The organism is Curtobacterium sp. NPDC098951, from assembly GCF_044759965.1.
In the GTDB taxonomy this organism is placed as follows: domain Bacteria; phylum Actinomycetota; class Actinomycetes; order Actinomycetales; family Microbacteriaceae; genus Curtobacterium.
This window is the reverse complement of record NZ_JBIWAG010000006.1, coordinates 197,791-224,103: the sequence shown is the minus strand read 5'-3', so window position 1 is coordinate 224,103 and position 26,313 is coordinate 197,791. Positions and strand designations below refer to the sequence as shown.

The 26,313-nt window shown below is 72.2% G+C and carries 26 protein-coding genes; 6 read left to right on the top strand and 20 right to left on the bottom strand.

Going from position 1 to position 26,313, the window contains the following annotated elements; genetic code table 11:
- Positions 1-126: 126 nt before the first annotated feature.
- Together ACIQUC_RS16170 and ACIQUC_RS16165 are read right to left on the bottom strand one after the other, a co-directional pair.
- Positions 127-2,649 (bottom strand): ATP-dependent DNA ligase, encoded by a 2,523-nt coding sequence (locus ACIQUC_RS16170; RefSeq protein ID WP_402268991.1) that lies wholly within the window; start codon positions 2,647-2,649, stop codon positions 127-129.
- Positions 2,646-3,536 (bottom strand): SDR family oxidoreductase, encoded by an 891-nt coding sequence (locus ACIQUC_RS16165; RefSeq protein WP_402268989.1) that lies wholly within the window; start codon positions 3,534-3,536, stop codon positions 2,646-2,648. Before ACIQUC_RS16165 ends, ACIQUC_RS16170 begins: the two co-directional genes overlap by 4 nt.
- A gap of 106 nt (positions 3,537-3,642) precedes the next feature.
- Between ACIQUC_RS16165 and ACIQUC_RS16160 the strand changes: the two genes are divergently transcribed.
- Complete coding sequence (locus ACIQUC_RS16160) at positions 3,643-4,659, top strand: Ku protein (RefSeq protein ID WP_402268987.1); 1,017 nt, start codon at positions 3,643-3,645, stop codon at positions 4,657-4,659.
- Positions 4,660-4,709: 50 nt separating this feature from the next.
- Positions 4,710-5,315: an antibiotic biosynthesis monooxygenase gene (locus tag ACIQUC_RS16155; RefSeq protein WP_042723911.1), complete on the top strand. Its 606-nt coding sequence runs from the start codon at positions 4,710-4,712 to the stop codon at positions 5,313-5,315.
- Positions 5,316-5,319: 4 nt separating this feature from the next.
- On the opposite strand, the gene ACIQUC_RS16150 is transcribed toward ACIQUC_RS16155, so the two are convergent.
- The 4 genes from ACIQUC_RS16150 to ACIQUC_RS16135 are packed head-to-tail and all read right to left on the bottom strand — an operon-like array spanning position 5,320 to position 9,589.
- A complete protein-coding gene (locus tag ACIQUC_RS16150; protein WP_402268985.1) occupies positions 5,320-6,255 on the bottom strand; it encodes a Ppx/GppA family phosphatase in 936 nt (311 codons plus the stop codon).
- A gap of 50 nt (positions 6,256-6,305) precedes the next feature.
- Complete coding sequence (locus ACIQUC_RS16145) at positions 6,306-7,163, bottom strand: ribokinase (RefSeq protein ID WP_402268984.1); 858 nt, start codon at positions 7,161-7,163, stop codon at positions 6,306-6,308.
- Positions 7,160-8,584, bottom strand: coding sequence for an MFS transporter (locus tag ACIQUC_RS16140; protein ID WP_402268982.1), 1,425 nt, complete (start codon positions 8,582-8,584; stop codon positions 7,160-7,162). The genes ACIQUC_RS16145 and ACIQUC_RS16140 overlap by 4 nt, the downstream gene beginning before the upstream one ends.
- A gap of 6 nt (positions 8,585-8,590) precedes the next feature.
- A complete protein-coding gene (locus tag ACIQUC_RS16135) occupies positions 8,591-9,589 on the bottom strand; it encodes a nucleoside hydrolase (RefSeq protein WP_402268980.1) in 999 nt (332 codons plus the stop codon).
- A gap of 176 nt (positions 9,590-9,765) precedes the next feature.
- Here ACIQUC_RS16135 and ACIQUC_RS16130 point away from each other — a divergent pair, with 176 nt between their 5' ends.
- Positions 9,766-10,764, top strand: a complete 999-nt coding sequence (locus tag ACIQUC_RS16130; RefSeq protein WP_402268978.1) for a LacI family DNA-binding transcriptional regulator — start codon at positions 9,766-9,768, stop codon at positions 10,762-10,764.
- Between the two features lie 176 nt (positions 10,765-10,940).
- On the opposite strand, the gene ACIQUC_RS16125 is transcribed toward ACIQUC_RS16130, so the two are convergent.
- The 10 genes from ACIQUC_RS16125 to ACIQUC_RS16080 all read right to left on the bottom strand — a co-directional run bounded on the left by ACIQUC_RS16125 (position 10,941) and on the right by ACIQUC_RS16080 (position 21,348).
- A complete protein-coding gene (locus ACIQUC_RS16125; RefSeq protein ID WP_402268976.1) occupies positions 10,941-12,635 on the bottom strand; it encodes an MDR family MFS transporter in 1,695 nt (564 codons plus the stop codon).
- Positions 12,632-13,252: a TetR/AcrR family transcriptional regulator gene (locus ACIQUC_RS16120; protein ID WP_402268974.1), complete on the bottom strand. Its 621-nt coding sequence runs from the start codon at positions 13,250-13,252 to the stop codon at positions 12,632-12,634. Before ACIQUC_RS16120 ends, ACIQUC_RS16125 begins: the two co-directional genes overlap by 4 nt.
- A 53-nt stretch (positions 13,253-13,305) precedes the next feature.
- The gene (locus ACIQUC_RS16115; protein WP_402268971.1) at positions 13,306-13,788 is read right to left on the bottom strand and encodes a GNAT family N-acetyltransferase; all 483 of its coding nucleotides are present in this window, start codon (positions 13,786-13,788) and stop codon (positions 13,306-13,308) included.
- Positions 13,789-13,891: 103 nt separating this feature from the next.
- Positions 13,892-14,533 carry an MBL fold metallo-hydrolase gene (locus ACIQUC_RS16110; protein ID WP_402268968.1) on the bottom strand — a complete coding sequence of 214 codons (642 nt, stop codon included), beginning with the start codon at positions 14,531-14,533 and terminating at the stop codon, positions 13,892-13,894.
- Between the two features lie 56 nt (positions 14,534-14,589).
- Positions 14,590-15,015: a MarR family winged helix-turn-helix transcriptional regulator gene (locus ACIQUC_RS16105; RefSeq protein WP_402268965.1), complete on the bottom strand. Its 426-nt coding sequence runs from the start codon at positions 15,013-15,015 to the stop codon at positions 14,590-14,592.
- Positions 15,016-15,045: 30 nt separating this feature from the next.
- Positions 15,046-16,017: a nucleoside hydrolase gene (locus ACIQUC_RS16100; protein WP_402268962.1), complete on the bottom strand. Its 972-nt coding sequence runs from the start codon at positions 16,015-16,017 to the stop codon at positions 15,046-15,048.
- A gap of 4 nt (positions 16,018-16,021) precedes the next feature.
- Entirely contained in the window at positions 16,022-17,944 is a 1,923-nt protein-coding gene (locus tag ACIQUC_RS16095; protein ID WP_402268959.1) for an MGH1-like glycoside hydrolase domain-containing protein, read from the bottom strand.
- A gap of 121 nt (positions 17,945-18,065) precedes the next feature.
- A complete protein-coding gene (locus ACIQUC_RS16090; protein ID WP_402268956.1) occupies positions 18,066-19,031 on the bottom strand; it encodes a carbohydrate ABC transporter permease in 966 nt (321 codons plus the stop codon).
- Positions 19,028-20,068: a carbohydrate ABC transporter permease gene (locus tag ACIQUC_RS16085; protein WP_402268953.1), complete on the bottom strand. Its 1,041-nt coding sequence runs from the start codon at positions 20,066-20,068 to the stop codon at positions 19,028-19,030. The genes ACIQUC_RS16090 and ACIQUC_RS16085 overlap by 4 nt, the downstream gene beginning before the upstream one ends.
- Positions 20,069-20,073: 5 nt before the next feature.
- Positions 20,074-21,348 carry an extracellular solute-binding protein gene (locus tag ACIQUC_RS16080; RefSeq protein WP_402268950.1) on the bottom strand — a complete coding sequence of 425 codons (1,275 nt, stop codon included), beginning with the start codon at positions 21,346-21,348 and terminating at the stop codon, positions 20,074-20,076.
- 96 nt (positions 21,349-21,444) lie between these two features.
- Between ACIQUC_RS16080 and ACIQUC_RS16075 the strand changes: the two genes are divergently transcribed.
- A complete protein-coding gene (locus tag ACIQUC_RS16075; protein WP_402268947.1) occupies positions 21,445-22,431 on the top strand; it encodes a LacI family DNA-binding transcriptional regulator in 987 nt (328 codons plus the stop codon).
- Positions 22,432-22,538: 107 nt separating this feature from the next.
- Entirely contained in the window at positions 22,539-23,198 is a 660-nt protein-coding gene (locus tag ACIQUC_RS16070; RefSeq protein WP_402268944.1) for a hypothetical protein, read from the top strand.
- Here ACIQUC_RS16070 and ACIQUC_RS16065 read toward each other — a convergent pair.
- Positions 23,195-23,815, bottom strand: a complete 621-nt coding sequence (locus tag ACIQUC_RS16065) for a helix-turn-helix domain-containing protein (protein WP_402268942.1) — start codon at positions 23,813-23,815, stop codon at positions 23,195-23,197. The two genes, ACIQUC_RS16070 and ACIQUC_RS16065, sit on opposite strands and share 4 nt — an antisense overlap.
- 58 nt (positions 23,816-23,873) lie before the next feature.
- Between ACIQUC_RS16065 and ACIQUC_RS16060 the strand changes: the two genes are divergently transcribed.
- The gene (locus ACIQUC_RS16060; protein WP_402268939.1) at positions 23,874-24,845 is read left to right on the top strand and encodes an NAD(P)/FAD-dependent oxidoreductase; all 972 of its coding nucleotides are present in this window, start codon (positions 23,874-23,876) and stop codon (positions 24,843-24,845) included.
- A gap of 39 nt (positions 24,846-24,884) precedes the next feature.
- Here ACIQUC_RS16060 and ACIQUC_RS16055 read toward each other — a convergent pair whose 3' ends face one another.
- Genes ACIQUC_RS16055 through ACIQUC_RS16045 form a run of 3 tightly spaced genes read right to left on the bottom strand, consistent with a single transcriptional unit; the run spans position 24,885 to position 26,289 of the window.
- On the bottom strand, positions 24,885-25,550 hold the full coding sequence (locus ACIQUC_RS16055; protein ID WP_022907852.1) for a pentapeptide repeat-containing protein: 666 nt from the start codon (positions 25,548-25,550) through the stop codon (positions 24,885-24,887).
- A gap of 4 nt (positions 25,551-25,554) precedes the next feature.
- The gene (locus tag ACIQUC_RS16050) at positions 25,555-25,974 is read right to left on the bottom strand and encodes a DUF6314 family protein (protein WP_402268936.1); all 420 of its coding nucleotides are present in this window, start codon (positions 25,972-25,974) and stop codon (positions 25,555-25,557) included.
- 9 nt (positions 25,975-25,983) lie between these two features.
- The gene (locus tag ACIQUC_RS16045) at positions 25,984-26,289 is read right to left on the bottom strand and encodes an SHOCT domain-containing protein (RefSeq protein ID WP_402268933.1); all 306 of its coding nucleotides are present in this window, start codon (positions 26,287-26,289) and stop codon (positions 25,984-25,986) included.
- Positions 26,290-26,313: the final 24 nt, after the last annotated feature.

The following is a 26,313-nucleotide window of genomic DNA, read 5'->3' as shown; positions in this document are numbered from 1 at the left end:
CTTTCGTCCCGGCGAAGGTAACAGCACGCGACGGCAGCGCGGGGTCCCGCACACGAATCGTCCCCCGACCGCAGCCGGAACGGGGGACGGTTGTTCGCCCGGGGCGGACCCCATGCGGACGCATGCTCACGATTCCCGGACGACCTCCGACGGGTCCTTGTCCGACCGCCACCCCCGCCACGACGGCTGGCGCAGTCGGCCGTCCGAGGTCCACTCGGCGAACTCGACCTCGCCCACGCGCTTCGGCGTCACCCAGTGCGCGTCACGGGCGTCCGGCCGGGGAACGTCCACGAACGGTGACGTCGCCCGCTCGAGCGCGCCGAGCACCGTGCCGATCTCATCGAGGTCGCGGTCACGGAACCCGGTGCCGACCTTCCCGACGTACTCCAGCCCGTCCGGCCCCGGCACGCCGAGCAGCAGGGAGCCGATCCCGCCGGCGCGTCGGCCGTTCCCCGGCTTCCACCCGCCGATCACGACCTCCTGCGTGGCGTGGTGCTTCAGCTTGAGCCAGGCCTCGGATCGCCGTCCCTCGGCGTACTTCGAGGTGCGCTTCTTCGCGACGACCCCTTCGAGTCCCTGCTCCGCCGAGTCAGCCATCGCCCGGGCGAGGTCACCCTGGTGGGCGGGCGGGACGTCGATCGCACCGCCCGGTTCGACCACCGTCTCGAGCGCCTGCCGACGCGCGTCGTACCCGAGCCGGGTGAGCTCGTGGCCGTCCGCCTCGAGCACATCGAAGAGCAGCAGCCGGACCGGCGTCTGCCGCCGTGCTGCCTCGACCTCTCGCGATCGGGTCAGTCCCATCCGGTTCTGCAGCAGCTGGAACGAGGGCCGCCCCCGGTCGTCGAGGGCGACGATCTCGCCGTCGAACACCCCGTCGACCCCGGCCCGGTCGCCGAGTTCCTGCAGCTCCGGGTACTGCGCCGTCAGGTCGTTGTCGTTGCGGCTGCGGAGCGTGACCGTGCCGTCCCGCACGGTCGCGAGCGCGCGGATGCCGTCCCACTTCATCTCGAACGCCCAGTCGGATGCGTCGAGCGACGGCTCGCCGTTCGCGAGGGTCGCCTGCATCGTGCGGCGATCAGCCGGAGCGGTGTCCGACGCGGCCGTCCGGTCGATGCGCGGGCTCGCCGCACGCCCCGGAGCTGCGGACCGGGAGGCGCGGCTCGCCGCCGCCGGGTCCCCGCCGTCCGCCAGGCGGTCCGGCTGGTCCTTCGTGCGGTGGATGAGCCAGTTCTTCTCGTCGCCCTCACGCCCACGACCCCGCCCGCGGGTGTGCAGCAGCGCGAGACGGCGAGCGCCCCCGGTCCGGCCGTGCAGCGTGACGATGACCTCTTCGCCCTCGCGCCACTTCTCGAGCTCGTACGTGCCGTCGTCCCAGATCGTGACCGTCCCGCCGCCGTACTCGTCCTTCGGGATCGTGCCCTCGAACGCGCCGTACTCGAGCGGGTGGTCCTCGGTCTGCACCGCGAGGTGGTTCTTCCCCGGGTCGGTGGGTTCGCCCTTCGGCAGCGCCCAGCTGACCAGGACCCCGTCGTGCTCGAGCCGGAAGTCGTAGTGGTCACGGGTGGCGTGGTGTTCCTGGATGACGAACGTCGGGGTGCCGTCCTTCCGCACCGTCGGGGCGTCCTCGGGGACGGGCTCCGGGGTCTTCGCGGCGTCGCGCTTGGCGCGGTAGGCCGTGAGCCGGTCGCGGGCCGGCTGCTCCGCGTCGTTCGCCCGCTGGGTCCGGTCGCTGTCCCAGTGACCGTGGTCGTCCCGCCCGACCGCCAACGAGGCGGAGGCGACCGGGTGCAGGTGGTCGCCCCGTTCCTCCAGGCGTTCGAGGACCTCGTCCAGGGTGAGCTGCGCGAGCCCCCGCTCGGTGAGTTCCTGCCACGTGCGTGGAGCGGCGACCGTCGGCCGGTCACGGCCGCGCAGGGAGTACGGCGCGATCGTCGTCTTGTTGCCGTTGTTCTGCGACCAGTCGACGAACACCTTGCCCGTCCGCTCCTTGCGGCTCATCGACGACAGCACGAGGTCCGGCAGGTCCTGTTCGAGCGCCTTCGCAAGTTCGTGCGCGACCTCGGACACGTGTGCGGTGGTCGCGCGTCCGTCGAGCGCGGCGTAGAGGTGGATGCCCTTCGACCCGGACGTCACCGGGTACGGGTCGAGCCCCATGCCGTGCAGGATCTCGCGCGCGGCGACGGCGACCTCGACGCACTCGGGCAGGCCGACGCCCTCGCCGGGGTCCAGGTCGAGCACGAGGCGGTCCGGGTTCTGCTGCCCGCCTCGGGGACCGAACCGCCACTGCGGCACGTGCAGCTCCAGTGCTGCCTGCTGCGCCATCCACACCAGGGTCGGCAGGTCGTCGACGATCGGGTACTCGTTGTCGTGCTCGGCGTGGTGGATGGTGTGGTGCCGGACCCAGTCCGGGGCGGAGTCCGGCAGGTTCTTCTCGAAGAAGACCGTGCCCTCGACGCCGTTCGCCCAGCGCTTCCGGGTGACGGGGCGGTCCTTCACGTGCGGGATCATCCACGGCGCCACACGCTCGTAGTACTCGATCACCCGCCCCTTGGTCGTGCCGGTCTCGGGGTAGAGCACCTTGTCGGTGTTGGTGATCGCCAGTCGACGGTCGCCGACGAGGACGACGGTCTTGCGGGCCGCCGGGCTCACAGCGCCACCCCGGTCGCGCCCGCCACCGTGAGGGTCGTCCCCGACGTGTACGACGACTCCGGTCCGGCCAGGTACACGTAGGCGCTGCCGAGCTCGACGGGCTGCGCGGGTCGGCTGAACGGGGTGTCCTGACCGTAGGCGGCGATCTCGTCGCCCGGGTAGCTGATCGGTTGCAGCGGCGTCCACACCGGGCCCGGAACGACGGTGTTCGCCCGGATCCCCTTCGCGGCGAGCTGTCGCGCGAGCCCGTTCGTGTAGGTGATGATCGCGGCCTTCGTCGCCGCGTAGTCGATCATCCGGTCCTGCGGTTGGTACGCGGACACCGAGCTCGTCGTGACGATCGCGCTGCCCGGCGCCATGTGGGGCACCGCTGCCCGGACCAGCCAGAAGAGCGAGTACAGGTTGACCTTCATCGTGCGGTCGAAGTCCTCGGTCGACTGCGCCGTGACGTCCTCGTGCACCTGCTGGTGGCCGGCGACGAGGACCAGCGCGTCGAGTCCGCCGAGCTCGCTGACCGCGTCGCGCACGAGTGTGTCGCAGAACCCCTCGTCGGTCAGGTCGCCGGGGAGCAGCACGGCCTTCCGTCCGAGGTCGCCCACGACGTCGCGGACGGCTTCGAGGTCGTCGCGTTCCTCGGGCAGGGCGTTCAGGGCGACGTCCGCGCCCTCCTTCGCCATCGCAATCGCCGCTGCCCGCCCGATGCCCGAATCGGCCCCGGTGACGAGCACACGGTAGCCGGGCATGCGGCCCGTGCCGAGGTAGCTCGTCTCGCCATGGTCCGGTGCCGGGTCCATCGCGCTCGCCAGTCCGGACCCCTGCTGCGTCTGCGCGGGGAAGGGCGGACGGGGGAACTGCGAGCGCGGGTCCTGCTTGTCGAGCTGGCTCATGGGCCCATGGTGCTCGCGCCGCGGCCACCGCGGTTCAGCGAAGCGGGATCTGTGGAGAACCCGTCCGCTGCGGGCGCTCCCGTGGAGAGACGGGCATCATGTGGCCATGAGGTCGATCTGGAAGGGTTCCATCGCGTTCGGGCTCGTCAACGTCCCGATCAAGGTCTACGCGGCGACCGAGACCCACGACGTCTCGCTGCACCAGGTCCACGACGAGGACAAGGGCCGCATCCGGTACAAGCGGGTGTGCGAGTTCGGCCACGAGGTCGAGTACGCCGACATCCAGCGCGCCTACGACGACGGTGACAAGACCGTGGTCCTGACGGCCGACGACTTCAAGCAGCTCCCCGAGGAGCAGTCGCACGAGATCGAGGTCCTCGAGTTCGTCCCCGTCGACCAGGTCGACCCGATGATGTTCGAGAAGTCCTACTACCTCGAGCCCGACTCCCGCTCCCCCAAGGCGTACGTGCTCCTGCGCGAGACCCTCACGAAGACCGACCGGCTGGCGATCGTGCAGTTCACGCTCCGGCAGAAGACCCGGCTCGGCGTCCTGCGCGTGCACGACGACGTCATCCTGCTGCAGGGCCTGCTCTGGGGCGACGAGGTGCGTGCCGCCGACTTCACGGCCCTCGACGCGGCGGTGAAGGTCAGTGCGAACGAGCTGAAGATGTCGTCGTCACTCGTCGACAGCATGTCCACCGACTTCGACCCCGACCGCTACACCGACGCCTACCAGGTGGAGCTGCAGCAGCTCATCGACGCGAAGCTGGAGTCCGGCGACGACATCGACACCGAGCAGACCTTCGGCGAACGCGCGGACGACGACGATGACGAGGGTGGCGACGTCATCGACCTGATGGCCGCCCTGCGGGCGTCGGTGGACAAGAAGCGGTCCGGGTCTGGAGGCGCGGGGTCGCGTTCCCGGCGCGGGTCCCGTTCCACGAAGCAGGAGTCCACTGCCGACGCGTCGCAGAAGCGGACACCGGCCACGAAGGCGCCCGCGAAGAAGGCCCCGGCCGAGAAGGCCCCCGCGAAGAAGACACCCACGAAGAAGGCCCCGGCGAAGAAGACCCCGGCGAAGAAGGCCCCCGCGAAGCCCGCCGCCGGGAAGCAGGCCAGCTAGCCGGACGCCCACGACACGAGCAGGAAACACGCGTCGGCCAGACTGGACGCATGACTCCACAAGAGCCAGGGAGCCTGTCCTCCTCATCCGTGAGTGCAGGCCCGCCCGTCACCGTCTCCATCACCCGCCTCGTCGAACCCGACCGCATCCCGGACGCCACCCGCTGGGTCCAGTCCGGCGTGAACCTCGCGAACCGCTACCCGGGGTTCCTCGGCTCCGGGTGGGTCCGCTCGCACGCGACGAGCCGCGAGTGGCACATGCTCTACCGGTTCGCCGACCACGACGCCCTGGCGACGTGGGAGAACTCCGACGACCGGCTGCGGTGGCTCGACCTCGGCCGCGACCTCGTGGTGGAGTCCCGGGTCGAGAAGCGCACCGGGATCGAGGGCTGGTTCGACGCCCCGGCCGATGCCCCGGCGTCGAGTGCACCGCCGCGGTGGAAGCAGGCCGTGAGCATCTGGCTCGGCTTCTTCCCGGTCAACCTGGCGTTCACGTACCTGGTCGGCTGGCTCGTCCCGGCGTTCGGCGCGCTCCCCGTGCTGCCGCGGGTGCTCGTCACGACACTGGTGCTCACGCCGATCATGACGTTCTGGGTGCTGCCGTTCGTGACGACGCTCATCCGCCCGTGGCTGCTCGCGCCGCCGAAGCGGGGCTAGCCCCTCAGCCGAGCACCGACAGCTGGTCGAGCCGCTCGAGGATCACGCCCTCGCGGAGCGCCCACGGGCAGATCTCCAGCGCCGACAGGTCGAAGATGTCGAGGCAGGCCTCGGCGACGAGCGCGCCCGGCACCACCTGGTGCGCCCTGCTCGGCGACACCCCGGGGAGCGTCGCGAGCTCGTCGACCGACATCGTCAACAGGGCGGGCAGCTTCGCGCGGAGCACATCGCCGTCGAGCGCCCGCGGCACGAGCGACCCGGCGGCGGACGGCGCCGCACCGCAGATGCGGGCGATCGACCGGAACGTCTTCGAGGTCGCGACGGCACGGTCGGGCCGGCCGGCGCGCAGCAGCAACCCGGCGTCGCGGGCGATCTCGACGCGGATCTCGTGGCGGATCCGGCGCACGTCGTCCTCGGTCGGGGTGCCGGTGGCGAAGTAGGAGCGGGCGAGCCGTGCGGCGCCGATCGGCATCGACCACGCGACGTCCGGCGCCTCGTCGGCACCCCCGGCGATCTCGAGGGACCCGCCGCCGATGTCGAACACCGCCAGGCGACCGGCGGACCACCCGAACCACCGCCGGACGGCGAGGAAGGTCAACCGCGCCTCGTCGCCACCGGACAGCACGGCCAGCTCGACGCCGGTCGCCCGCTCGACGTGCGCGAGCACCGCGTCGGAGTTCACGGCGTCGCGGACGGCCGAGGTCGCGAAGGCGAGCATGTCCTCGCACCCGCGGTCCTCGGCGACGCGGACGGCGTCGGCGACGAACGACGTCAGGGCGTCGACGCCCGCCTGGGTCACCGCGCCGGCGTCGTCGAGGTGCTCGGCCAGACGCAGCGGCTGCTTGAACGACGACGCCGGCAGCGGGGCCGCCCCGCCGTGAGCGTCCACCACGAGCAGGTGGCCGGTGTTGGACCCGATGTCGAGGACTCCCACGCGCATGCCACAACGCTAGTGGCCCGGGCCGACGGGCACGGCCCGGGAGGCGCGCCTCACCGCGCCAGGAACGCCTCGAGTTCCGCGGTGGTCGGGTACGACGCCTGCGCGCCCGCCTTCGTCGCTGCGTACGCCCCGACACCGACCGCGAACCGCGCGGCCTCGACGAGCGGGTCGCCCGCGGCGAGGCGGAGCGCCACCGCCCCCATGAACGCGTCCCCGCAGCCCGTGGTGTCCACCGGCTCGACCCGCACGGCGTCGATCGACACCGGCTCGGCGTCGCCGTCGTGCACGACGCAGCCCGAACCACCCCGGGTCACGATCGACCGTCGGACGCCGTGCTCCCCGAGCTCGGCGGCCTCGTGCTCGTTGACGAGCAGGACGTCGGTCAGCGCGAGGAGTTCGGCCGGGACCTCGCCGAACGGGGACAGGTTCGTGAGCACCGTGACCCCGGCGGCGTGCGCTGCGCGGGCGGCGGCCAGGACGACGTCGATCGAGACCTCGAGGCAGAGACCGAGCACGCCGGCACCGTCGAGGGCATCGGCGGGGACGTCGTCCGGGGTCAGCGTGCCGTTCGCGCCGGCGGAGATCACGATGGTGTTCTCCCCTGCGCCGTCGACCGTGATGACGGCCGTGCCGGTGGCGACGCCCTCCCGGACCGCGACGTGCGTCGTGTCGACACCCGCCGCCGCGACGGAGTCGCGCAGCAGTCGACCGTTCCCGTCGTCGCCGACCGCACCGATCATGCGCACGGTGCCCCCGAGCCTCCCGGCTGCCACCGCCTGGTTGGCGGACTTGCCCCCAGGCAGGATCGCGAGGTCGGACCCCTGGAGGGTCTCACCGGGCTTCGGGAAGCGCTCCGTGCGGACCACCAGGTCCGCGTTGAGGCTGCCGACGACGACGATGCCGGTCATGCGGCGACTCCTGTCTCGGCCGAGGCCGGGCGCGGGATGAGGAAGGACGTGGCGAGTGCCGCGCAGGTGATCACGGCACCGAGCAGCATGCCACCGGAGTACCCGGCGGTGCCCGCGGACCCGCCGGTCCCGAGCGCGATCTGGAGCGCCGGGAGCACGGCGAAGCTGATGCCGGCACCGAGGTTGAAGGCACCAGCGTTCAGGCCGGGCAGGAAGCCGGGGTTCGACTCCGGCGAGAGGACGATGCCGAGGCCGTTCAGGATGATGTTCGCGATGCCCGCGTAGGTGATGCCGATCAGGACCGTCGCCGCGACGAGCACGGGCAGCGAGTGCACGCCGACGAACGCCATGACGAGCGTCGCGACGATGCTCCCGACCAGGCCGACACGCAGCACGGCGCGGTAGCCGAGCGTCGGCGCGAGCCGACCGGCGAACGGACCGACGATCCAGCCGACCAGCGCGTACGGGGTGAGGAACGCGAGCGAGGCGAGGTCCGCCTCCATCCCGAAGCCGGCGTCCGGGTTCTGCGCGAGGCTCGTGACCAGTCCGTTCACGACCGCGAACACACCCGTCATCGTGAGCAGTGTCGTCACGAGGAGCGCCCAGGTCCCGCGGCGCTTGAGGAACCGCGTCTCGACGAGCGGCTCGCGCACCCGCGACTCGACCGCCCAGAAGACCCCGAAGGCGACGAGCGCGACGACGATGCCGCCCACCACGAGCCCCCAGTTCGCGGCGGCGAGCTTGCCCGCCTCGTTGAACGCGGTGAGCAGGGCGCCGACGCTGACGACCAGCGGGAGCACACCCCACCAGTCCATCCGGGTGCCGGCGGACGGCTTCGACTCCACACCCCACACGGCGACCATGAGCGCGGCCACGACGGTGACGACCGCGATGACCCAGAAGATCCCGCGGAACCCGAAGTGGGTCGCGATCCAGCCGCCGGCGAGGGCGTCGACGCCCGCGATGCCGCCGTTCACCGCGGTGAGGAGGCCGAGCGCGGCGCCGTAGCGCTTCGGGTCGGCGGTCTCGTTGCGGAGGATGAGCAGGCCGATCGGCACGACCGGGCCGGTGACGCCCTGGATCATGCGCCCCGCGAAGAGCATCGGCACGTTCACGGCGAGCGCTGCGACGACGCTGCCGACGAGCATCACGGCGAGCATGCCGAGCAGCACGCGCTTGCGGCCGACGATGTCGGACAGGCGCGGGAGGAACAACGAGAACAGCGCGGCCAGGGTGAAGAACAGCGTCTGCGAGAGCCCGATGGTGGCGTCGTCGGTGCGCAGCTCGCGGGCCATCGTCACGAGCGCCGGGCTGAGCATGCTCGCGTTGAGCTGGAACGCGACGCAGGCGGCGAGGAGCGCGGCGGTCAGGGCGGCGATGGACTGCTTCGAGGTGGTCGACTTCGTCGTCGAGGTGGTCATGGTGTGTCAGTGCTCCGTCGGTGCTGCGGTGGTGGTGGCCGGACGCGGGGTCCATCCGGTGTCGGGGGTCTCGCCGATGCGCTCGAGGGCGTCGACGACGAGGTCCCAGAAGCGGCCGTGGTCGAGCTCGAGTGCGGCGCTCGTGCGGCAGTCCTCCGGTGCGGGCTGGCGGAAGTCGGCCACGGTCATGCCGAGGGTGTGCACGCCCTGCGTCTCGATCGTGATCGGCACCTTCACGGCGCGGACGACGGTCGGGTCGATGACGTACGCGACGGCGCACGGGTCGTGCACGGGCGGGGCGTCGAAGCCCTGGGCGTCCTTGTACGTCTGGCCGAAGAAGTCGAGCAGCTCGCCGACGAACGCGGCCGGGGCGGTGCCGACGGCGGCGATGCGCGCGGCGACCTCGGGGGTGGCGAGCGCCTGGTGCGTGAGGTCCAGGCCGACCATCACGACGTCCCAGCCGGCGCTGAAGACGATGTCCGCGGCCTCGGGGTCGATGACGATGTTGAACTCGGCGACGGGGCTCCAGTTGCCGACGTGCACGCCGCCGCCCATCAGCACGACCTGCTTGACGCGCTCGACGATGCGGGGTTCCCTGCGGGCCGCGAGGGCGATGTTCGTCAGGCCGCCGGTCGGCACCAGGGTCACGGTGCCGGGTTCGTGGGCCATGACGGTCTCGATGATGAGGTCGACCGCGTGCCGCTCGTCGAGCGCGAAGGAGGGCTCCGGGAGCATCGGCCCGTCGAGCCCGCTCTCGCCGTGGATGTCTCCGGCGACCTCGATCTCGCGGAGCAGGGGGCGCTCGGAGCCGGCGGCGAACGGCACCCCGGTGATCCCGGCGATCCGGGCGACGGCGAGGGCGTTCCGCGTGACCTTCGGGAGCGTCTGGTTGCCGACGACGGTGGTCACGGCGAGGAGCTCGATGTCGGGGTTGCCGTGGGCCAGCAGCATCGCGACGGCGTCGTCGTGGCCGGGGTCACAGTCGAGGATGATCTTCTCGGGCACGCGGGGCGCTCCACTTCTTCGGGGACGAGGTCGGTGGCTCGACGAGGTGGGGATCCGCGGGAGGATCAGCTCCCGCGGCACGTCAAGCGCTTGACATGCAAACACGTCAAGCGTTTGACGTCAAGTCGACTGGGGCTCCTCCGTGTCGGGACCGCTCCGCTCGGTAGCATCGACGCGTGCCAGCCCCCGCCACCTCCGGCCGTCGTGTGACCGCAGCGATGGTGGCCGAGCGCGCGGGGACGAGCATCGCCACGGTGTCGCTCGTCGTGAACGGCAAGGACCGCGGCCGGGTCTCGGTGCCGATCGCGACACGGGTCCGCGACGCCGTCGACGAACTCGGGTACGTCGTCGACCACGCCGCCAGCTCGCTCGCGCGGGGCAGCGGCGACCTCGTCGTCCTGATCGCCCCCGACCTGTCGAACCCGTTCTTCGCCGAGGTCATCCGCGGCGTGCGCGACACGGTCGGCGACCGGTTCCAGCTCGTGCTCTCCGTCACCGAGCGCGGCGCCCAGCCCGTCGCCGCCGACGTCCGACGGTTCGAGCGACTGCGACCGGCGGGGATCCTCGTGGACGCACCCGCGGCCGACGAGCCGATGACCGCGACCGTCCCCGTCGTCCTCCTCGACGCCCCGGGTGGCGACGAGGCCGTCAACTACGACCTCTCCCCCGGCGTCGACGAACTCGTCGCCCACCTGCGTGAGCGCGGGCACCGGCGGGTCGGCTACCTCGACGGGACCTCACGCGCGGCGACGTTCGGCGTCCGCCGGGAGCTGTTCGGGCAGGCGTGCGCGGCGGCCGGCATCGCGGTGTCCGAGGTCACGGCCCGCGCCGACCTGACGGTGGACGCCGCTGCATCGGCGACGGAGCACGTCATCGAGGCGTGGCAGGACGACGCGGTCACGGCGGTCGTCGCCGCGGCCGACACCCTGGCGTACGGGGTGCTCCGGGTCGCCGGGCGGCTCGGCATCGCCGTCCCCGAGGACCTCGCCGTCGCCGGCTTCGACGACCTGCCGTCGTCGTCGGTCACCGCGCCGGCACTGACGAGCGTCGCACTGCCCGGCGCCGACCTCGGCCGGGCCGCGGCGCTGCGGCTGCTCGCCACGCTCGACGGCACCGCGCCCGAGGCCGCGGTCCTGCCGACCCACCTGGTCCGGCGCGCGAGCACGGGCGCGTAGCGCCCGCCGCAGGCGCGGCGAGCCGCGCCGCGCCGGAACGATCTCACGCGCGGACCGACACCTCACGCGCCGTTCGGGGCGTGAGGTGTCGGTGCGCGCGTGAGGCCGTCACCACAGACCGGACGGGAGGCGCGGTGCGAGCTGGCACCGCGCCTCCCGTCCCCGTGTGCTGGCGGTCAGCGCCCCGAACGGTCCGGACCGGCGTCCGCAGGCTGGGGCTCGGGCTCGGTGGCGCCGACCGTGTGCCCCGCACGCTGCGCGCGCTCGAGCTCGTCGGCCTCGGCGCCGCCGACGGCCTCGCCACGGGCGACCATGCCGGCCGTGTCGGACAGCGTGATCTGCGGCAGGAACAGTGCGAGCAGGAACGCCACCGCGATGAACGGCAGCAGGTACCAGAACACCGGCGCCAGCGAGTCGGCGTACGCGTTCACGATCCCGTCCTGCACCGCCTCGGGGAGCTTCGCCACCGTCGCCGGGTCGATGCTGCCCGCCGACGACGCCGCGTCGGTCGCCGAGCCGCCGGCGCCCCGGAACACGTCCGTGAGCGACGTCGTGAGCCGCGCGGTGAAGAGCGCACCGAACACGGCGGTGCCGAGGGAGGCGCCGACCTCGCGGAAGTAGTTGTTCGTCGAGGTCGCTGTCCCGACCTGCTCGGCCGGCACCGCGTTCTGCGCCACGAGGACGACCACCTGCATGATGAGGCCGAGCCCTGCACCGAAGACGAACAGGTAGGCGCAGATGAGCCAGATCGGGGTGTCCGCCGCGAGCTGGGTCATGGCGAGCATCGCGAGGGCGACCAGGACCGTCCCGACGATCGGGAACATCCGGTAGCGGCCGGTCTTCGTGATCAGGGTGCCGGACGCGATCGACGTGCCGATCAGGCCGACCATCATCGGCAGCATGAGGAGCCCCGAGACCGCCGCCGAGGTGCCGGACGCCATCTGCAGGAACGTCGGGACGAAGCCGATCGCGGCGAACATGCCGATGCCCAGCACGAGGCCGATGCCGGTCGCGAGGAGGAACGTGCGGTTCCGGAAGAACGACAGCGGGAGGACCGGGTCCGCGGCACGCGACTCGACGAGGACGAGGAGCGCCGCGGCCACGACGAGCCCGGCGAACCAGGCCCAGGTCTCGGGGGCGTCCCAGCCGTGGTCCTTGCTGCCGCCGAACTCCGAGAAGAACACCAGGCAGGTGGTCGCGGCGGACATGAACAGCACACCGAGGACGTCGATCCGCTTGGTGGCCTTCTTGCTCGGCAGGGTCAGCGCGAACCACGCGACGAAGAACGCCGCGATGCCGACCGGGATGTTGATGTAGAACGCCCAGTTCCAGGTGAGGTGGTCGACGAAGAAGCCGCCGAGGAGCGGGCCGCCGATCGCGGACAGGCCGAAGATCGCGCCGAGCGGGCCGAGGTACTTGCCGCGCTGCGAGGCCGGCACGATGTCCGCGATGATCGCCTGCGACAGGATCATCAGACCGCCACCGCCGAGTCCCTGCACGGCGCGGAACACCACGAGCTGGGTGAAGTCGCCGGCGAAGGCACACCCGGCCGACGCGATGGTGAACAGGGCGATCGCGATGAGGAACAGGTTGCGGCGACCGAGGACGTCACCGAACTTGCCGTAGACCGGCATGACGATGGTCGAGGCGAGCAGGTACCCGGTCGTCAGCCACGCCTGGTGTGCGACGCCGCCGAGTTCGCCGACGATGGTGGGCATCGCCGTCGAGACGATGGTCTGGTCGAGGCTGGAGAGCAGCATCCCCGCGATGAGCGCGGAGAAGATTATCCAGATCCGGCGCTGCGTGAGGAGCAGCGGCCCGTCGGTGCCTGGGCGGGCACGCTTGGTGGTGCCCGGCGCGGTGGCGCTCATTCGGTGGTGTCCTGTCCGGTCGTGGTGGCCGCCCGCATCAGGCGGAGGTTCTCGGTGAGCAGCTCGTCGAAGGGCGGGCCGGTGGTCTCGTCGAACGCGTCGTCGAAGAACGTCTCCGCCGTCACCTTGAGCAGCCCGGCCGCGGCCTCGGTGACGAGGCGGGCACGACGGTCCGCCGGGTCGTCCCACCCGAAGCGCACACGGACGGCGGCCGTGATCCGGCCGAGCTGCACGTCGGTCGCCGAGAGGAACCGGGCGACGAGCGCCGGCTCCCGCTCGAAGACCCCGCGGACGAGGACCTCGTCGGCGCGGTCGATCCCCGCCCGGTGGAACTGGTCGATCGCCAGCGCGACGATCGAGTCGAGCGGTGGGAGGTCGGCCCGGACGACGCCGCCCGCGGCGTACGCGTCGATGGCCTCGACGTCCGCGTTGATCTCGATGCCGAGCACGGCGTCGTCCTTCGACGCGAAGTGGTTGAAGAACGTCCGCCGGGACACCCCGACCGTCTCGCAGAGCTGCTCGATCGTGAAGCCGTGCAGCCCGTGCTCGACGGTCGCCCGACGTGCCTCGACGATCATGCGTCGGCGCAGCGCGCGGGTGCGTTCGGTGGTGCTCACCGAACAAGAATTGCACTATCGCACTGAGAGTGCAATGTGCGATCGGGGTACCGCTACAGCGCCTTCTCGAAGCAGAACGACCACGGCATCGTCGCGGCGTAGGGCTCGTACACGGGGATCGGCGACCACCCGGTCTTCTCGTAGAGCGCGACGGCCTCGGGCTGCTTGTCGCCGGTCTGCAGGATCAGCCGCGCGGCACCCGACTCACGCCCGACGCGCTCCCCCTCGGCGAGCAGGGCCGTCGCGGCCCCCTTGCCACGGGCGGCGGCGAGGACGATGAGACGCTTCAGCTCGACCTCGTCCCCGAGGCGGCGGACGGCGATGTGCCCGAGGGGCTCGCCGTCGTCGTCGAGCGCGAGGATCGAGGTGATGATGGTGGCCGGGTCCACCGCGAGCGCCCGGTCTCGTTCGGCGGTGACCGCCGGGGCCTCGTCGCCGTTCGACGAGCCGTACCGCTCGTGCATCTCCTCGTCCATGCGGGCGCGGAGCGCCACGCCACGGGGGTCCTCCCACGGAACGCGTTCGATCGTGATCACGACCGTCGATCCTGTCACGGATGCCGCCGTCGGCGCGACGTGGGCACGGAGCGCACGGCCGTCCAGGAGGCGCGGATCGCCCCCTACACGGCCGTCGCGTCCGTCAGACGGTGATCGACTCGCCCGCGGGCAGGATGCGGATCGGCACCGGTCCGAGCCCGTCCGGGCCGAGGAACCGCGCGGCGGACTGCTGGCCGAGCTCGCTCAGCATCGCCTCGTGGATCTGCACGGCGCGCTCGGGCGCGACCTCGCGGACGTAGTCGACGGCCTCGGCGGTGATCGTCCACGGCCCGCTGGTCGGCAGGAGGAGGGTCTCGACCGGGACACCGGGCACGAGGTACGCATCACCGGGGTGGAAGACCGTGCCGTTCACGAGGTAGCCGACGTTCGCGATCGTGGGGACGTCGCGGTGGATGACGGCGTGCTCCTCGCCGAAGACCTGCGCCGAGAACGGCCCGACCTCGAACGCGTCGCCGGCGCTGACCGCGACCACGCGGCCGTCGTGCGCGCCGAGCTGCTCGACGATCGCCGCCGGTCCGCGCACCACGAGGGTGTCGTCGGCGTCGAGCCCCGCACGGACGGCGTCGATGTCGAAGTGGTCGGGGTGCTCGTGCGTGACGAGGACCGCGGTCGCGGCACGGACGAGGTCGGCCGCCTCCGGCGTGAACGCGCCCGGGTCGATGACGAGGGTGGTGCCGTCCTGCTCGAGGACGACCGTGGCGTGGTTGTACTTCGTCAGCTGCATGCCGAAAGTCTACAACTGTGTTGTAGGACTCCGTCCGGCGCACGGTGAGGAAGCGTTCAGTCCGCCCGTCGTGCGATGCGCTCGAACAGCTCCGGCAGCCGCTGCAGCACCGCGCGCTCCTCGTCGTCGAGTTCCTCGCGCAGGGCGGCCGCGAGCCAGTCCGCACGTGCGTCCATCTCGTCCTGCAGCACGGTTCGGCCCGCAGCCGTGATGCCGATCACCGACACCCGGCGGTCGGTGTCCGAGGCCGTGCGCTCGACGAGGCCGAGATCGGCGAGCTCGGCGACCGTCCGGGACTGCCCCTGGTGCTTCACGCCGCGCCGTCTGGCGAGGTCCGCGATGGTCATCGGCCCCTCGCGGTGCAGGAACCCGAGCGTCGTGGAGTGCGTCGTCGGCAGGGCGTCGGACTCGCGGCGGATCGCGCGCACGACCCGTCCGATCGCGTGCCGGAGCTGCGCGGCGAGCTCGTCGGTCGGGTCCATCCCCCGACCGTACCGCCGACCCAGCCCGGGCTACCGACCGGCGCCGTCCAGGCCGACCCGGTCGTCGGACACGGTCGCCACGTGCAGGATGCGGTCGCGGACGACCTCCGCCGCGCGGTCGTCCGCCGTCACCACGACCCGCACCGTCGGCCCGTCGGTCGCGAGCACGGTCCGGCCGTGCTCGGCCCCGCCGACCACCACGTCGAGGGGCGTGGTCCGGACGACGGGCTCGACCTCGCCCGCCGCGATCGCCGCCGCCAGCGGGTCGTGGAGCGGTGCCCGGCGGACGTGGTCGACCGACTCGTAGAAGTCGACGTAGCTCCGCAGCATCGTGCCGAGTGCGACCCGCAGTGGATCGCCGGCCGCCGTGAACCGGTCGGCGTCGGCGTCGTCGAAGCGGTGCTGCCGGGTGACGTCGAGCGGCACGAGCACGAGGTCGAAGCCGGCGCGGAGGACCCGACGGGCGGCCTCGGCGTCGTTGTGCACGTTCGCCTCGGCCGTCGGCGACACGTTGCCCGCGTCCCACACCGCGCCACCCATGATCGTGAGCGTGCCGACGAGCTCCGGCAGTCGCGGCTCGGCCTCGAGCGCCACGGCGAGGTTCGTCAGCGGCCCGATGGCCAGGACGTCGAGCTTCCGGTCACCCGTGGCGTGTTCGCGGGCGAGCCGGACGAGGAGCTCGGCCGCGGGGTCGTCCGCGGCGGCGACCCCCGGCGCCAGCTCGACGCCGCCGATGCCGTTCGCCCCGTGCACGTGCGGTGCGCCGCCGCCGTACGAGCCGCCGATCGGGTCGTTGGCGCCGATCGCGACGGGCACCGTCCGGCCGCACAGGGCGAGGAGAGCCGCGGTGTTCGCCGCAGCCGTCGCGGCGTCGGTGTTGCCGGACACCGTGCCGATGCCGACCAGGTCGACGTGCGGGACGTCGAGCAGGTAGGCGAGGGCGAGGGCGTCGTCGACACCGGTGTCGCAGTCGAGGAAGAGCGGGACGGTGGCGGTGGTCACCCCGTCATCCTCCCATCGCCACCCAGACCGGGAAGGCCGCCGCGGCGCTCCACGCCTGCGGACGACAGGCGGCTGGGTACGGTGCCGGACGGGCGACCTCGGACACGTCGTCCCCCGCGTGCAGCTCGGGCATCCGGAAGTCGAACGCGACCGCCGCCGCGAGGAGCTGCTCCGCCAGCGTCCGGGCCGCGTCGTGGTGTCCGGAGCGGGTGAGGCCGGCGATCACCACGGCGGTGTCGTGCGCCCAGACGGTGCCGCCGTGGTAGCTCAGCGGCCAGTACCCGGCGGCCGTCGTGGACAGGGTCCGCAGACCGAAGCCGCTCGCCATGTCCGGGCGCACGACCCGGTCGGCGACGACGGCCTCCTCGTCCGGGGTGAGCAGTCCCGTGCCGAGCAGGTGTCCGATGTTGCTCGTCGCGGAGTCGACCGGCCGCTTGTCGGCGTCGAGGGCGATCGCCGGGTACCGGCTCACCTCGTCGGCCACCCAGAACGCGGCGCGGAAGCGTTCGGCGAGCCGCGCCGCCCACGCACGCCAGCCGTCCCCGCCGTCCCGTCCGAAGGCGTCGAGCAGGTCGGCACCGTGCACCGCGGCCTCGTGGGCGTAGCCCTGCACCTCGCACAGTGCGATCGGTCCCGTGGCGAGTGTGCCGTCGCGCCACTGCACGCTGTCGCCGGAGTCCTTCCAGCCCTGGTTCGCGAGGCCGCGGCCGGACTCGTCGACGTACTCGAGCAACCCGTCGCCGTCGGCGTCGCCGTGGTCGCGCATCCACGCGAGCGCCCGCTCCAGCGCGGGCAGGAGCGCCTCGACCTCGGCGTCGGGGAGCCCGGCACGCCACGCGTCGTGCAGCAGGCACACCCAGAGCGCGGTCGCGTCGACCGTGCCGTAGTACAGCGGCGGCAGCGAGATCTCGTCGTTGTCGACCGGCAGGGACGCCTGGCGCAGCTCGTGCATGATCTTGCCGGGCTGCTCGGCGGTCGTCGGGTCGTCGCGGGTGCCCTGCAGGGCGGCGAGGACCCGGAGCGTGCCGCCGGCGGTGCTCGTGTCGACGGGCAGCAGGAACCGGGCGGCCCAGATCGAGTCGCGGCCGAACAGCGTGAAGAACCAGGGGGCGCCGGCGGCGATGAACTCGCCCTCCGGCCGCGCGAGCCGGAGCGCGTCCAGGTCGTCCGTCGCCCGCTCGAGCCACCGCCGGAGCCGGTCGTCCCGCACGTCGGCCGGTGCGTCGAACGGACGCGGGGTCCGCACCCCGGACACCACGGCGTCGGGGGTCCGGACCGCGCAGTCCCAGCCGAGCTCGACCTCGTGCGCCCGGCCGACGCGCCACCGCAGCACGACGTCGTCGCCGTCCACCGTGACCGCGGCACCGGGTGCCTCGAGCCGGACCTCGACCGACCCGGCGGTCCACGTGGCGTGGGCGCCGTCGGCGGTGGCGGTGGCGGTCACGGGCACCCGACCGAGGCCGGCCTTCACCGCGTCCATCCCCGCCGCGTCCGGTCGGATCCGCACCGTGACCTCGAGCGGGTCGACGCCGGCGGCGGTCCCGCGCAGGCGATCGGTGACCCGCAACCGCTCGGACACCCCGTCGATGCGGACGGTCCGGCGACGGTCGAGCCGGACGTCCGGGTCCGCACCGGCGCCGTCGAGCCCGCGCAGGAGTCCGCTGAACACGACCGCACGGGCGCCGGACGGCACGACCGCGACCGGCTCGACGTCGGTGCCGGCGACCCGCACGTCGACCCTGGCGACGAACCGTTGGTCGCCGGTCCAGTAGCCGTGCACCGGGTTGGCGCCGATCGATCCGTCCCGACCCGACCACGCCTGGGTCGGCGCGGCGACGACGACCACCTCGTCGTGCAGCAGCGGCTGCAGCGGCACGGTCGGCGTGACCGCGGTCGTGGGACTGGTGGAGGTGATGGTGGAGGTCACGGGGTCTCCTGGTCGACGGGCTCGGGCCCGGTCTCGGTCTCGGTCTCGGTGGGCTCCACGGCGGCCGGTGGACCGGTGCGGTGGGGGTGGGGGTGGGGCGTGTCGGAGGGCGGGCGGAGCGTCACTCCTTGACCGCCCCGTCGCTGGTGTTCATGATCCGCCGCTGGAAGACGAAGAACGCGACGGCCACCGGGATGGTCATGACGAACGCCGCCGCGAGCTTCACGGGGAACTGGTTCCCGGCGCTCAGCGCGCCCGAGGCGAGCGACGCGACGCCCTTCGTGAGCGTGGTCAGGTCGGGAGACGAGGTCGACACGATGAAGTGCGCGAGCTCGTTCCACGAGCCCTGGAACGACAGGATCGTGATCGTCACGACGGCCGGACGCGCCATGGGGAGCACGATCGACCAGAACGTCCGGAACGTGCCGGCGCCGTCGATCTTCGCCTGCTCCTCGACGCTCGCCGGGATCGACTCGAAGAAGTTCTTCATGATGAACACCCCGGCGGCGTCCACCAGCAGCGGCACGATCATGCCCGAGTACGAGTCGTACATGCCGAGCTGGTTGATCACGAGGAACTTCGGGATGAGCAGGACCACGCCCGGCACCGCCATCACGGCGATGAGCAGGGCGAAGACCGTCTGCCGCCCGGGGAACCGGAGTCGCGCGAGGGCGTAGCCGGCGAGCGAGTCGAAGAAGATCCGTCCGAGCGTGACGAACACCGCGACGATGATCGAGTTCATCGCCCAGATCCCGAAGTCCGAGTTCTCGAAGAGGGTCTGGAAGGCGGCCCCGGTCCACGTCACGGGGAGCGCGAGCGGGTGCAGGGAGGCGTCCTGGTCCGTCTTGAACGCGTTCACGATCGCGACGTAGAAGGGCAGCAGGTAGACGACGGCGATGAGCGCGCCGACGACCAGCAGGGCCACGCCGCGCGGCGTGGTCCGCCTGGGCCGCCGGCCCGGGCCGGGTGCCTCGGTGCCGGTGGCGGCGGGGCGGGGCGGCACCGCGCCTCCTGGACCTGCCGTCCGCCAGGCGCGGGTCGGGTCGGTGCCGCCGCCAGCGGTCGCCGAAGTGGGTGCACTGGTCATCGGGTGCTCCTCTGCTCGATCCACCGCATCCGTCGGCGGGACACCGGCCGGTCGCGCAGCGCCCAGCGCTGCAGCAGCGTGAAGACGACGATGATGCCGAACAGGATGAAGGCGATGGCGGCGCCGACGCCCCACTGCTGGCTCTGGAACGCCGACGTGTACGACAGGTAGGCCGGGGTCAGCGTGGTGTTCGCCGGGGCACCCTTGGTGCCCGTGTAGATCTGGTCGAACACCTGCCAGGTGCCGATCAGGCCGAGGGTCAGCACCGTGAAGAGCGTCGGGCGCAGCTGCGGCAGGGTGACCCGCCAGAACCGCGTCCACGACCCGGCGCCGTCGATCATCGCCGCCTCGTCGACGTCCGGCGACAGGTTCTGCAGCGCCGCCACGAAGAGCAGCATGAACGTGCCGCTCGTCGTGAACACCGCGAGCAGGATGAACGCCGTCATCGCGACCGACGGGCCCGCGAGCCACTCCCACCACGAGACGCCGAGCAGTGTGTGGTCGGCGAGGAACTCCGGCGGGGTGCCCGCACCGAGGTGGAACAGCCCGGTCGGCTCGTTGAACCAGTTCGGCCCGGTGATCCCGATCCAGCTGATGACCTTGTTCACGGCGCCGGTGGACGAGAACAGGAACAGCCAGAGGACGGTGATGGCGACGGAGCTCGTCACCGAGGGGAAGTAGAACGCGGTCCGGAAGAACCCGCGCCCGCGCAGCGCCCGTCCGCTGACGAGCAGGGCGAGCCCGAGCGCGACGGCGGTCTGCAGCGGCACGACGAACACGACGTACCAGAGGTTGTTCCGCAGCGCGGTGCCGAAGTTCTGCTCGTCGAGGCCTCCGCCGCCGAGGATCTTCGCGTAGTTCTGCCCGCCGACGAAGGAGACGTCGGACGAGAACGGACTGCCGACCCCACGCCAGTCGGAGACGCTCACCCACGCGGCCATCAGGACGGGGACGAGCAGGAACAGGCCGAGGACGATGATCGTCGGCGCGGTGAACAGCCAGCCCGAGACGGCCTCGGCGCGGTTCTTCCGGGACACGTCCGTCAGCCCTTCAGCGCGGCGGCCATGTTCTTCTGGACGCCCTCGAGCAGGGTCTTCGTGTCGGTCGTCCTGAGGCTGCCGAGCTTCGAGTCGAAGTCGGCGAGGACGTCGGCGGTCCCGGATGCGTTCGGCAGGCCCTGGGCAGCGTCGGCCTGGTCGAGGAACGCCGCGTCCCGGGGGTACTCCTGCTTCCAGGTGCTCGCGGCCGACTCGACCGAGGGCATCACGCCGAAGGCCTTCGCGAACGCCAGCTGCTGGTCCGTGCTGGTCATCTCCTCGACGAAGGACAGCGCCGCCTTCTGGTTCGGCGAGTCCTTGGCGATGCCCCAGCAGTTCGTGAACTGCAGGGTGCCGGCGCCCTTCGGCCCCTTCGGCAGGGCGACGACCCGGTAGTCGACGCTCGGGTAGCTCGACGACATCGCGCCGGTGAGCCAGTTGCCCTCGATCGTCATCGCCGCCTTGTCCTTGCCGAAGGCGTCACCGCCCCAGCTCTCGCCGAGGTCGCTCGAGAACTGCATCGAGCCGTCCTGGAGCAGCCCCTTGACGTAGTCGAGTGCCTCGACGTTCGCGCTCGAGTCGACCGTCGCCTTCGTCTGGGCGCCGTTCGTCAGGGCGCCGCCGGCCTGGGCCATGAACGCACCGAGGCGTTCGACCTGGGGGCTCGTGGTCAGGCCGACCCGACCGTCACGGGTGAGCTTCTCGGAGACGGTCTTCAGCTGGTCCCACGTGGTGGGGACGTCGCTGTCGGTGAGCCCGGCGGCCTTCCAGTCCTTCGTGTTGATGAACAGCGCGAGCGTGGAGAAGTCCTTCGGTGCGCAGTAGAGCGTGCCGTCGACGGTGAACGACTTCGTGAGCGTCGGGTAGAAGTCGCTCGTGCCCTGCAGCCGGTCGCCGTACGCCAGCAGCGAGCCGTTCGCCGCGTACCCGGCGAGGGATGACGTGCTCACGTAGAAGACGTCGGCGGGCTTGCCGGCCGCGAAGCCCTGGGCGAGCTGCTGGTCGAGGTTGTTCGCGGGCTGCACGGTCGCACCGGTGCCGGAGGACTTCGACCACGCTGCGGCGGCGCTCTTCACGGCGGCGGTCTCGGCGTCGCCGGACGACCCGATCAGGACGGTGAGCGGGTCGTCGCTCGAGGTGAGCTTCGCGGCGGAGCCGCCGGAGCCCCCGGAGCCGCTCGTCCCCGAGCTGGAGAAACCGGATCCGCAGGCGGAGAGGGTCAGGGCTGCGGTGAGCGCCATCGCTCCCGCGGTCAGCATGCGTGCTGTGCGTCGTTGCATCAGGGGGGACTCCTCGTCGAGTTCGTACTTCGATCGTTCAAATTTGATCGATCAAACGAGTCGACCATACACCGCGGAGGCGCTACGGTGAACCCCATGTCGCACCCCGCCACCGTCGCCGACGTCGCCCTCGCCGCCGGCGTCTCGCGGCAGACGGTGTCGAACGTGCTGAACCGGCCCGAGGTCGTCCGACCCACGACGCTCTCGCGGGTGCAGGCCGCCATCGACGACCTCGGGTACCGCCCGCACGCGTCCGCCCGGCGCCTCCGCACCCGCCAGAGCTCGACCCTCGGCGTCCGGCTGGAACCGGTGCACGGCATCTCCGGCGCGGTGCTCGACCGCTTCCTGCACGCCCTGGTCGACAGCGCCGACGAGCGCGGCATGCGCATCCTGCTCTTCACGGCCACCGACGTCGACGACGAACTCGCCCACATCGAACGCCTCGTCGAGGGGTCGGACGTCGACGGGTTCGTCCTCTCCTCGACCTTCCACGGCGATCCGCGTGCGGCCTGGCTCGGCACACGGGACATCCCCTTCGTGACCTTCGGGCGACCGTGGGGGCTGCCGGACATGGACGCCGCACCGCACCCCTGGGTGGACGTCGACGGGCGAGCGGGCGTGCACGACGCCACCGCGCACCTGCTCGCCCGGGGGCACCGGCGGATCGGGTTCCTGGGGTGGCCGAGCCCCTCCGGCCAGGGCGACGAGCGCCGACGGGGCTGGCAGGACGCGATGCGCGCCGCCGGTCTGCCCGAGGACGCCGGGCTCACCTGCGGGGACGACGTGACGGCGGCCACCGCGACGGTGGCGGACGCCCTCCGGCACGGCGAGGGGTTCGACGCCCTCGTCTGCGCATCCGACACGCTCGCCCTCGGGGCGCGGTTCGCCCTCGGCGCGGCGGTGCCGGTGGTCGGCTACGACGACACCCCGGTGGCCGAGGCGGTCGGCATCTCGAGCGTCGAACAGCCCCTGGTCGAGGTCGCGTCGGCCGCGGTCGAGCTGCTCATGGGTGCCGGGCGGACGGTCCTGCCCGCGTCCACCGGCCACCGTCTGCTGGCACCGCGGGTGGTCTGGCGGGACTGACCCGCACAGGACACGATCGGATGACGATCGGGTCGTCCGGGACCGAGCGCGACTACCGTCCGGTCCGGGTCCGCAGGTGGGCCCGCGATCGACACCAGGGGGAACTCGTGCGACGGAACAGGACCACCGGGCTCGCGCTGCTCGCACTCGCGGCGCTCCCGCTCACCGGGTGCGCCCAGGCGACGTCGGGGGTCGGAACCGGCCCGTCCGACGGGGCGTCGACGAGTGCGGCAGCCACCACCGCTCCCCCGACGGCCCCGACGAGCGCCAGCCCTCGCCCGACGTCCACGATCACGCCCGTCCCCGGCGTGGACGACGACGCCGGGCGACTCCCCGACTCCTGCAGCGGGCTCATCACGGCCGGCAGGTGGGACTCGGCCTTCGCCGACGCCCCGCTCAACGACCCGGCCGCCGTCGGGAGCCCGGTGGCGGTCCCGAAGGACGACCTCACGCCGGTGCTGCAGCCCGACGGCAAGCAGCTGTACTGCGTCTGGCGGGACCCTCGGGCGGACACGACGTTCCTGTCGATCCGGGTCGCGACCGTGGACTCGACCACGGCCTACCCACACCTGAAGTCGGCACTGAGCGGCTACGACTGCTCGCTCGACGGGTACGGCTACCGCTGCCAGAAGATCACCGAGAACAGCCAGTACCCGGTCACCGACGGCGACACGTACTACACGCGCGGCGACGTCGGCATCCACATCCAGCAGTCGAACGTCACGACGTCGGGCCTGCTCGACGACGTCATCGCACACGCTTTCTAGCGGTCGGCCGGACGCGACCGGATGTGCGCCCGCTCACCCTGGGGGCCGTACAGGCAGAGCACCTCGGTGACCTCGTCCGTGGTGTTGCCGACCCAGTGCGGCGTGTGCGTGTCGAACTCGACGACCTCACCGGGCCCGAGGTCGAAGTCGCGGTCGCCCAGGAGCAGTCGGAGTCGTCCGGACAGCACGTAGAGCCACTCGTAGCCCTCGTGCGTCCGGAGGGTCCGGTCCGTGTTCGGCGGTTCCGGCGGGATGAGCTGCTTGAACGACCGCACACCACCGGTCCGTCGAGTGAGCGGCACCACCACCCGGCCGCCGTGCACCTCCGGTGCGAGGTGCACCCGGGGATCGCCGGTCCTCGGCGCTCCGACCAGGTCGTCGAGGGGCACCTGGTACGCCCGGGCGAGCGGCAGCAGGAGCTCGAGGGTCGGCTTCCGCTGGCCGGACTCGAGCCGCGACAGCGTCGAGACCGAGATGCCGGTCTCGGCGGCGAGCGCCGCGAGCGTGACGTCCCGGCGCGTCCGCAGCGCGCGGAGTCGTGGACCGACCCCGTAGACGACCTCCGCCGTCGTGCGCGGGGTGATCCGTTCCTCCCGGTCCGTCGCCACGGCGTCCATGTTGCCAGACCGGCAACGGTGTTTGCCATCCATGCGTGGGGATCCGCAGGATGCACACATGCGTGATCACTACGACGTCATCGTCATCGGCGGAGCAGCCGCCGGTCTGTCAGCAGCACTCGTCCTCGGCCGGTCGCGACGGTCCGTGCTGGTCGTCGACTCCGGCGAACCACGGAACGCCCGGGCCGCAGGGGTGCACAACTACCTCGGGCGCGAGGGGGCCTCGCCGGCGGCGCTCGGAGCGGTCGGCCGCGACGAGGTGGCCGCCTACGGCGTCGAGGTGACGACCGGGAGGATCGTGGCCGCGTCCGCCACCGACGGTGACGGTGTCGACCCGGTCGGCTTCTCGGTCTCGCTGGAGTCCGGCGCGGTCGTCACGGCCCGCCGTCTGGTCGTCGCCTCCGGCGCCCGGGACGTCCTGCCGGAGGTCCCGGGCCTCTCCGAGCAGTGGGGGCGCGGCGTCGTGCACTGCCCGTTCTGCCACGGGTGGGAGATCCGCGACCAGCGCATCGGCGTGCTCGTGACGTCACCGATCGGGGCACACCAGGTGCTCATGTTCCGCGCGCTCAGCGAGGACGTGACGGCGTTCGTCACGGACCCGGCACTCGTCGACGACACCACCCTGGACGGTTTTGCGGCCCGTGGCGTCGCGGTCGTGACCGGTCCGGTCACGTCCGTGGTGTCCGACGGCGAGCGGCTCACCGGCGTCTCGCTGGCACCCGGCGAGTTCGTGGCGCTCGACGCCCTGGCCGCGGCGAGCACGGTCGAGGCGCAGGTCGGGTTCCTCGCGGGGCTCGGGCTCGAGGCCACCGACCAGTTCATGGGCGACCACCGCTTCGCCGGCGCGCTGACGGTGGACGGCGTCGGCCAGACGAGCGTCCGGGGTGTCTACGCCGCCGGGAACGTGGCGGCGGCGATGGCCACCGTCATCGCCTCGGCGGCTGCGGGCACGCAGGCGGGCGCGGCGGTGCACGGCGACCTCGTGCAGGCCGACCTGGCGGTGGCGCTGGCGGCGCGCGCCGCCGCGTGAGGCAGCGCGCGACCGCGTGCACCGCGCGGCCGGCGACGGTCAGTCGACGCGGTAACCCGCCTGGGCGGCGAGGAGCGGCGCGAGCGTGTACAGCTGGTCGGCCGCGATCGTCGCGCCGCGGAACCCCTCGAGCCGCTCCACCCGGTCGAGGTCGGCGGCCCGGAGGTCGACGTGGTCGATCCGCGTGTTCGACCCCTCGGCCGCGCGGATGCTCGTCCCCTCGAACGACACGCGCAGCAGCCGGGCGTCGGCGATGTCGAGCTCGTCGACGACGCAGTCCCGGAACACGACGTCGGTGACGGTCGAGCCGCGGAGGTTCACGAACCCGAGCTTCATGCCGACGAACTCGACGCCGTTCAGCGTCGTGTCGTACAGCTCGGCCGAGCCGATCCGGCCGCCGGCGATCCGGACCTCACGCCAGGAGCTGCTCGACGCGCGGAACACCGGGGCGTCCAGCGTCTCGACGATCGCGTCGCGCACCCGCAGTCCCCGCAGGTCGGCGCCGTCCGCCCGGAGCGTGCCGATGACCGACTCCTCGATCTCGAGGTCCGGCAGCCGCTCCCCCGCGAGGTCGAGCACGTCGATGCGCTTGCCCTCGATCCGGTCGCCCGTGAGGACGTCTCCGGGCCCCGGAGTCCAGTCGTCGAGGTCCGTCGGTTCGGTCAGGGTGGTGCGCGGGGCGTCGGTACCGGAGCTGCGGGGCATGCGATCAGTCTGCCGGGTGGGTCCGACGTCGCAGCGTGCTGTCGAGGACGTAGTCCTTCGCCGGGCCGTGCGCCTCCCACCGGACCGTCCAGCGCTCCGTGTCGCCAGCGAGCACCCCGGAGTAGTCGTCGGGCGCGCAGGCGTGGGACACCGACGACCCCCAGACCCAGTCGTGGAACACCCGACCGTCCGAGAAGTGCACCGTCCAGCCGTCGTCCGAGCCGCGCCGGACCCAGAGCGTCCGGGAGACCGGGACGGTGCGACCGTCGAAGGCCATCGTGCCGACCTCGTCCCAGCGGACCGCGTCCGGGGCCGTGCACGAGAGCGTGGTGGTCCCGGTCACGAGGCCGTCGATGCCCGCACGTCGGTCGAGGACCGTGCGGTGCAGGGTCCACTCCCCGAGCAGGTCGATCGGTCGCAGCACCTGCCCAGGCTAGTCGCGGAGGGCCTCGGCCCGGGCGGCGCGGTGCTCCTCGTCCGAGATGACGCCGCGGGCGTGCAGCTCGTCGAGCTCGGCGAGCCGCTGCTCGAGCGACTTCTCGGGCGCCAGCGTCCGGCTCTGCATGGCCTGGTACGCCAGGTCCTCCTGCATGGTGAACGGGTTCTGGCCCCGCTTCGCCATCCGTGCGCTGCGGAGGACGACCGTCACGACGATCGCGACGAACCCGAGACCGATCACGGCCGCGACCACGCCGAACAGCACCCCGAACGCGCCGAACGCGCCGAGCCCGCCATCCATGCCGTCACCCAACAAGTTCCCGAA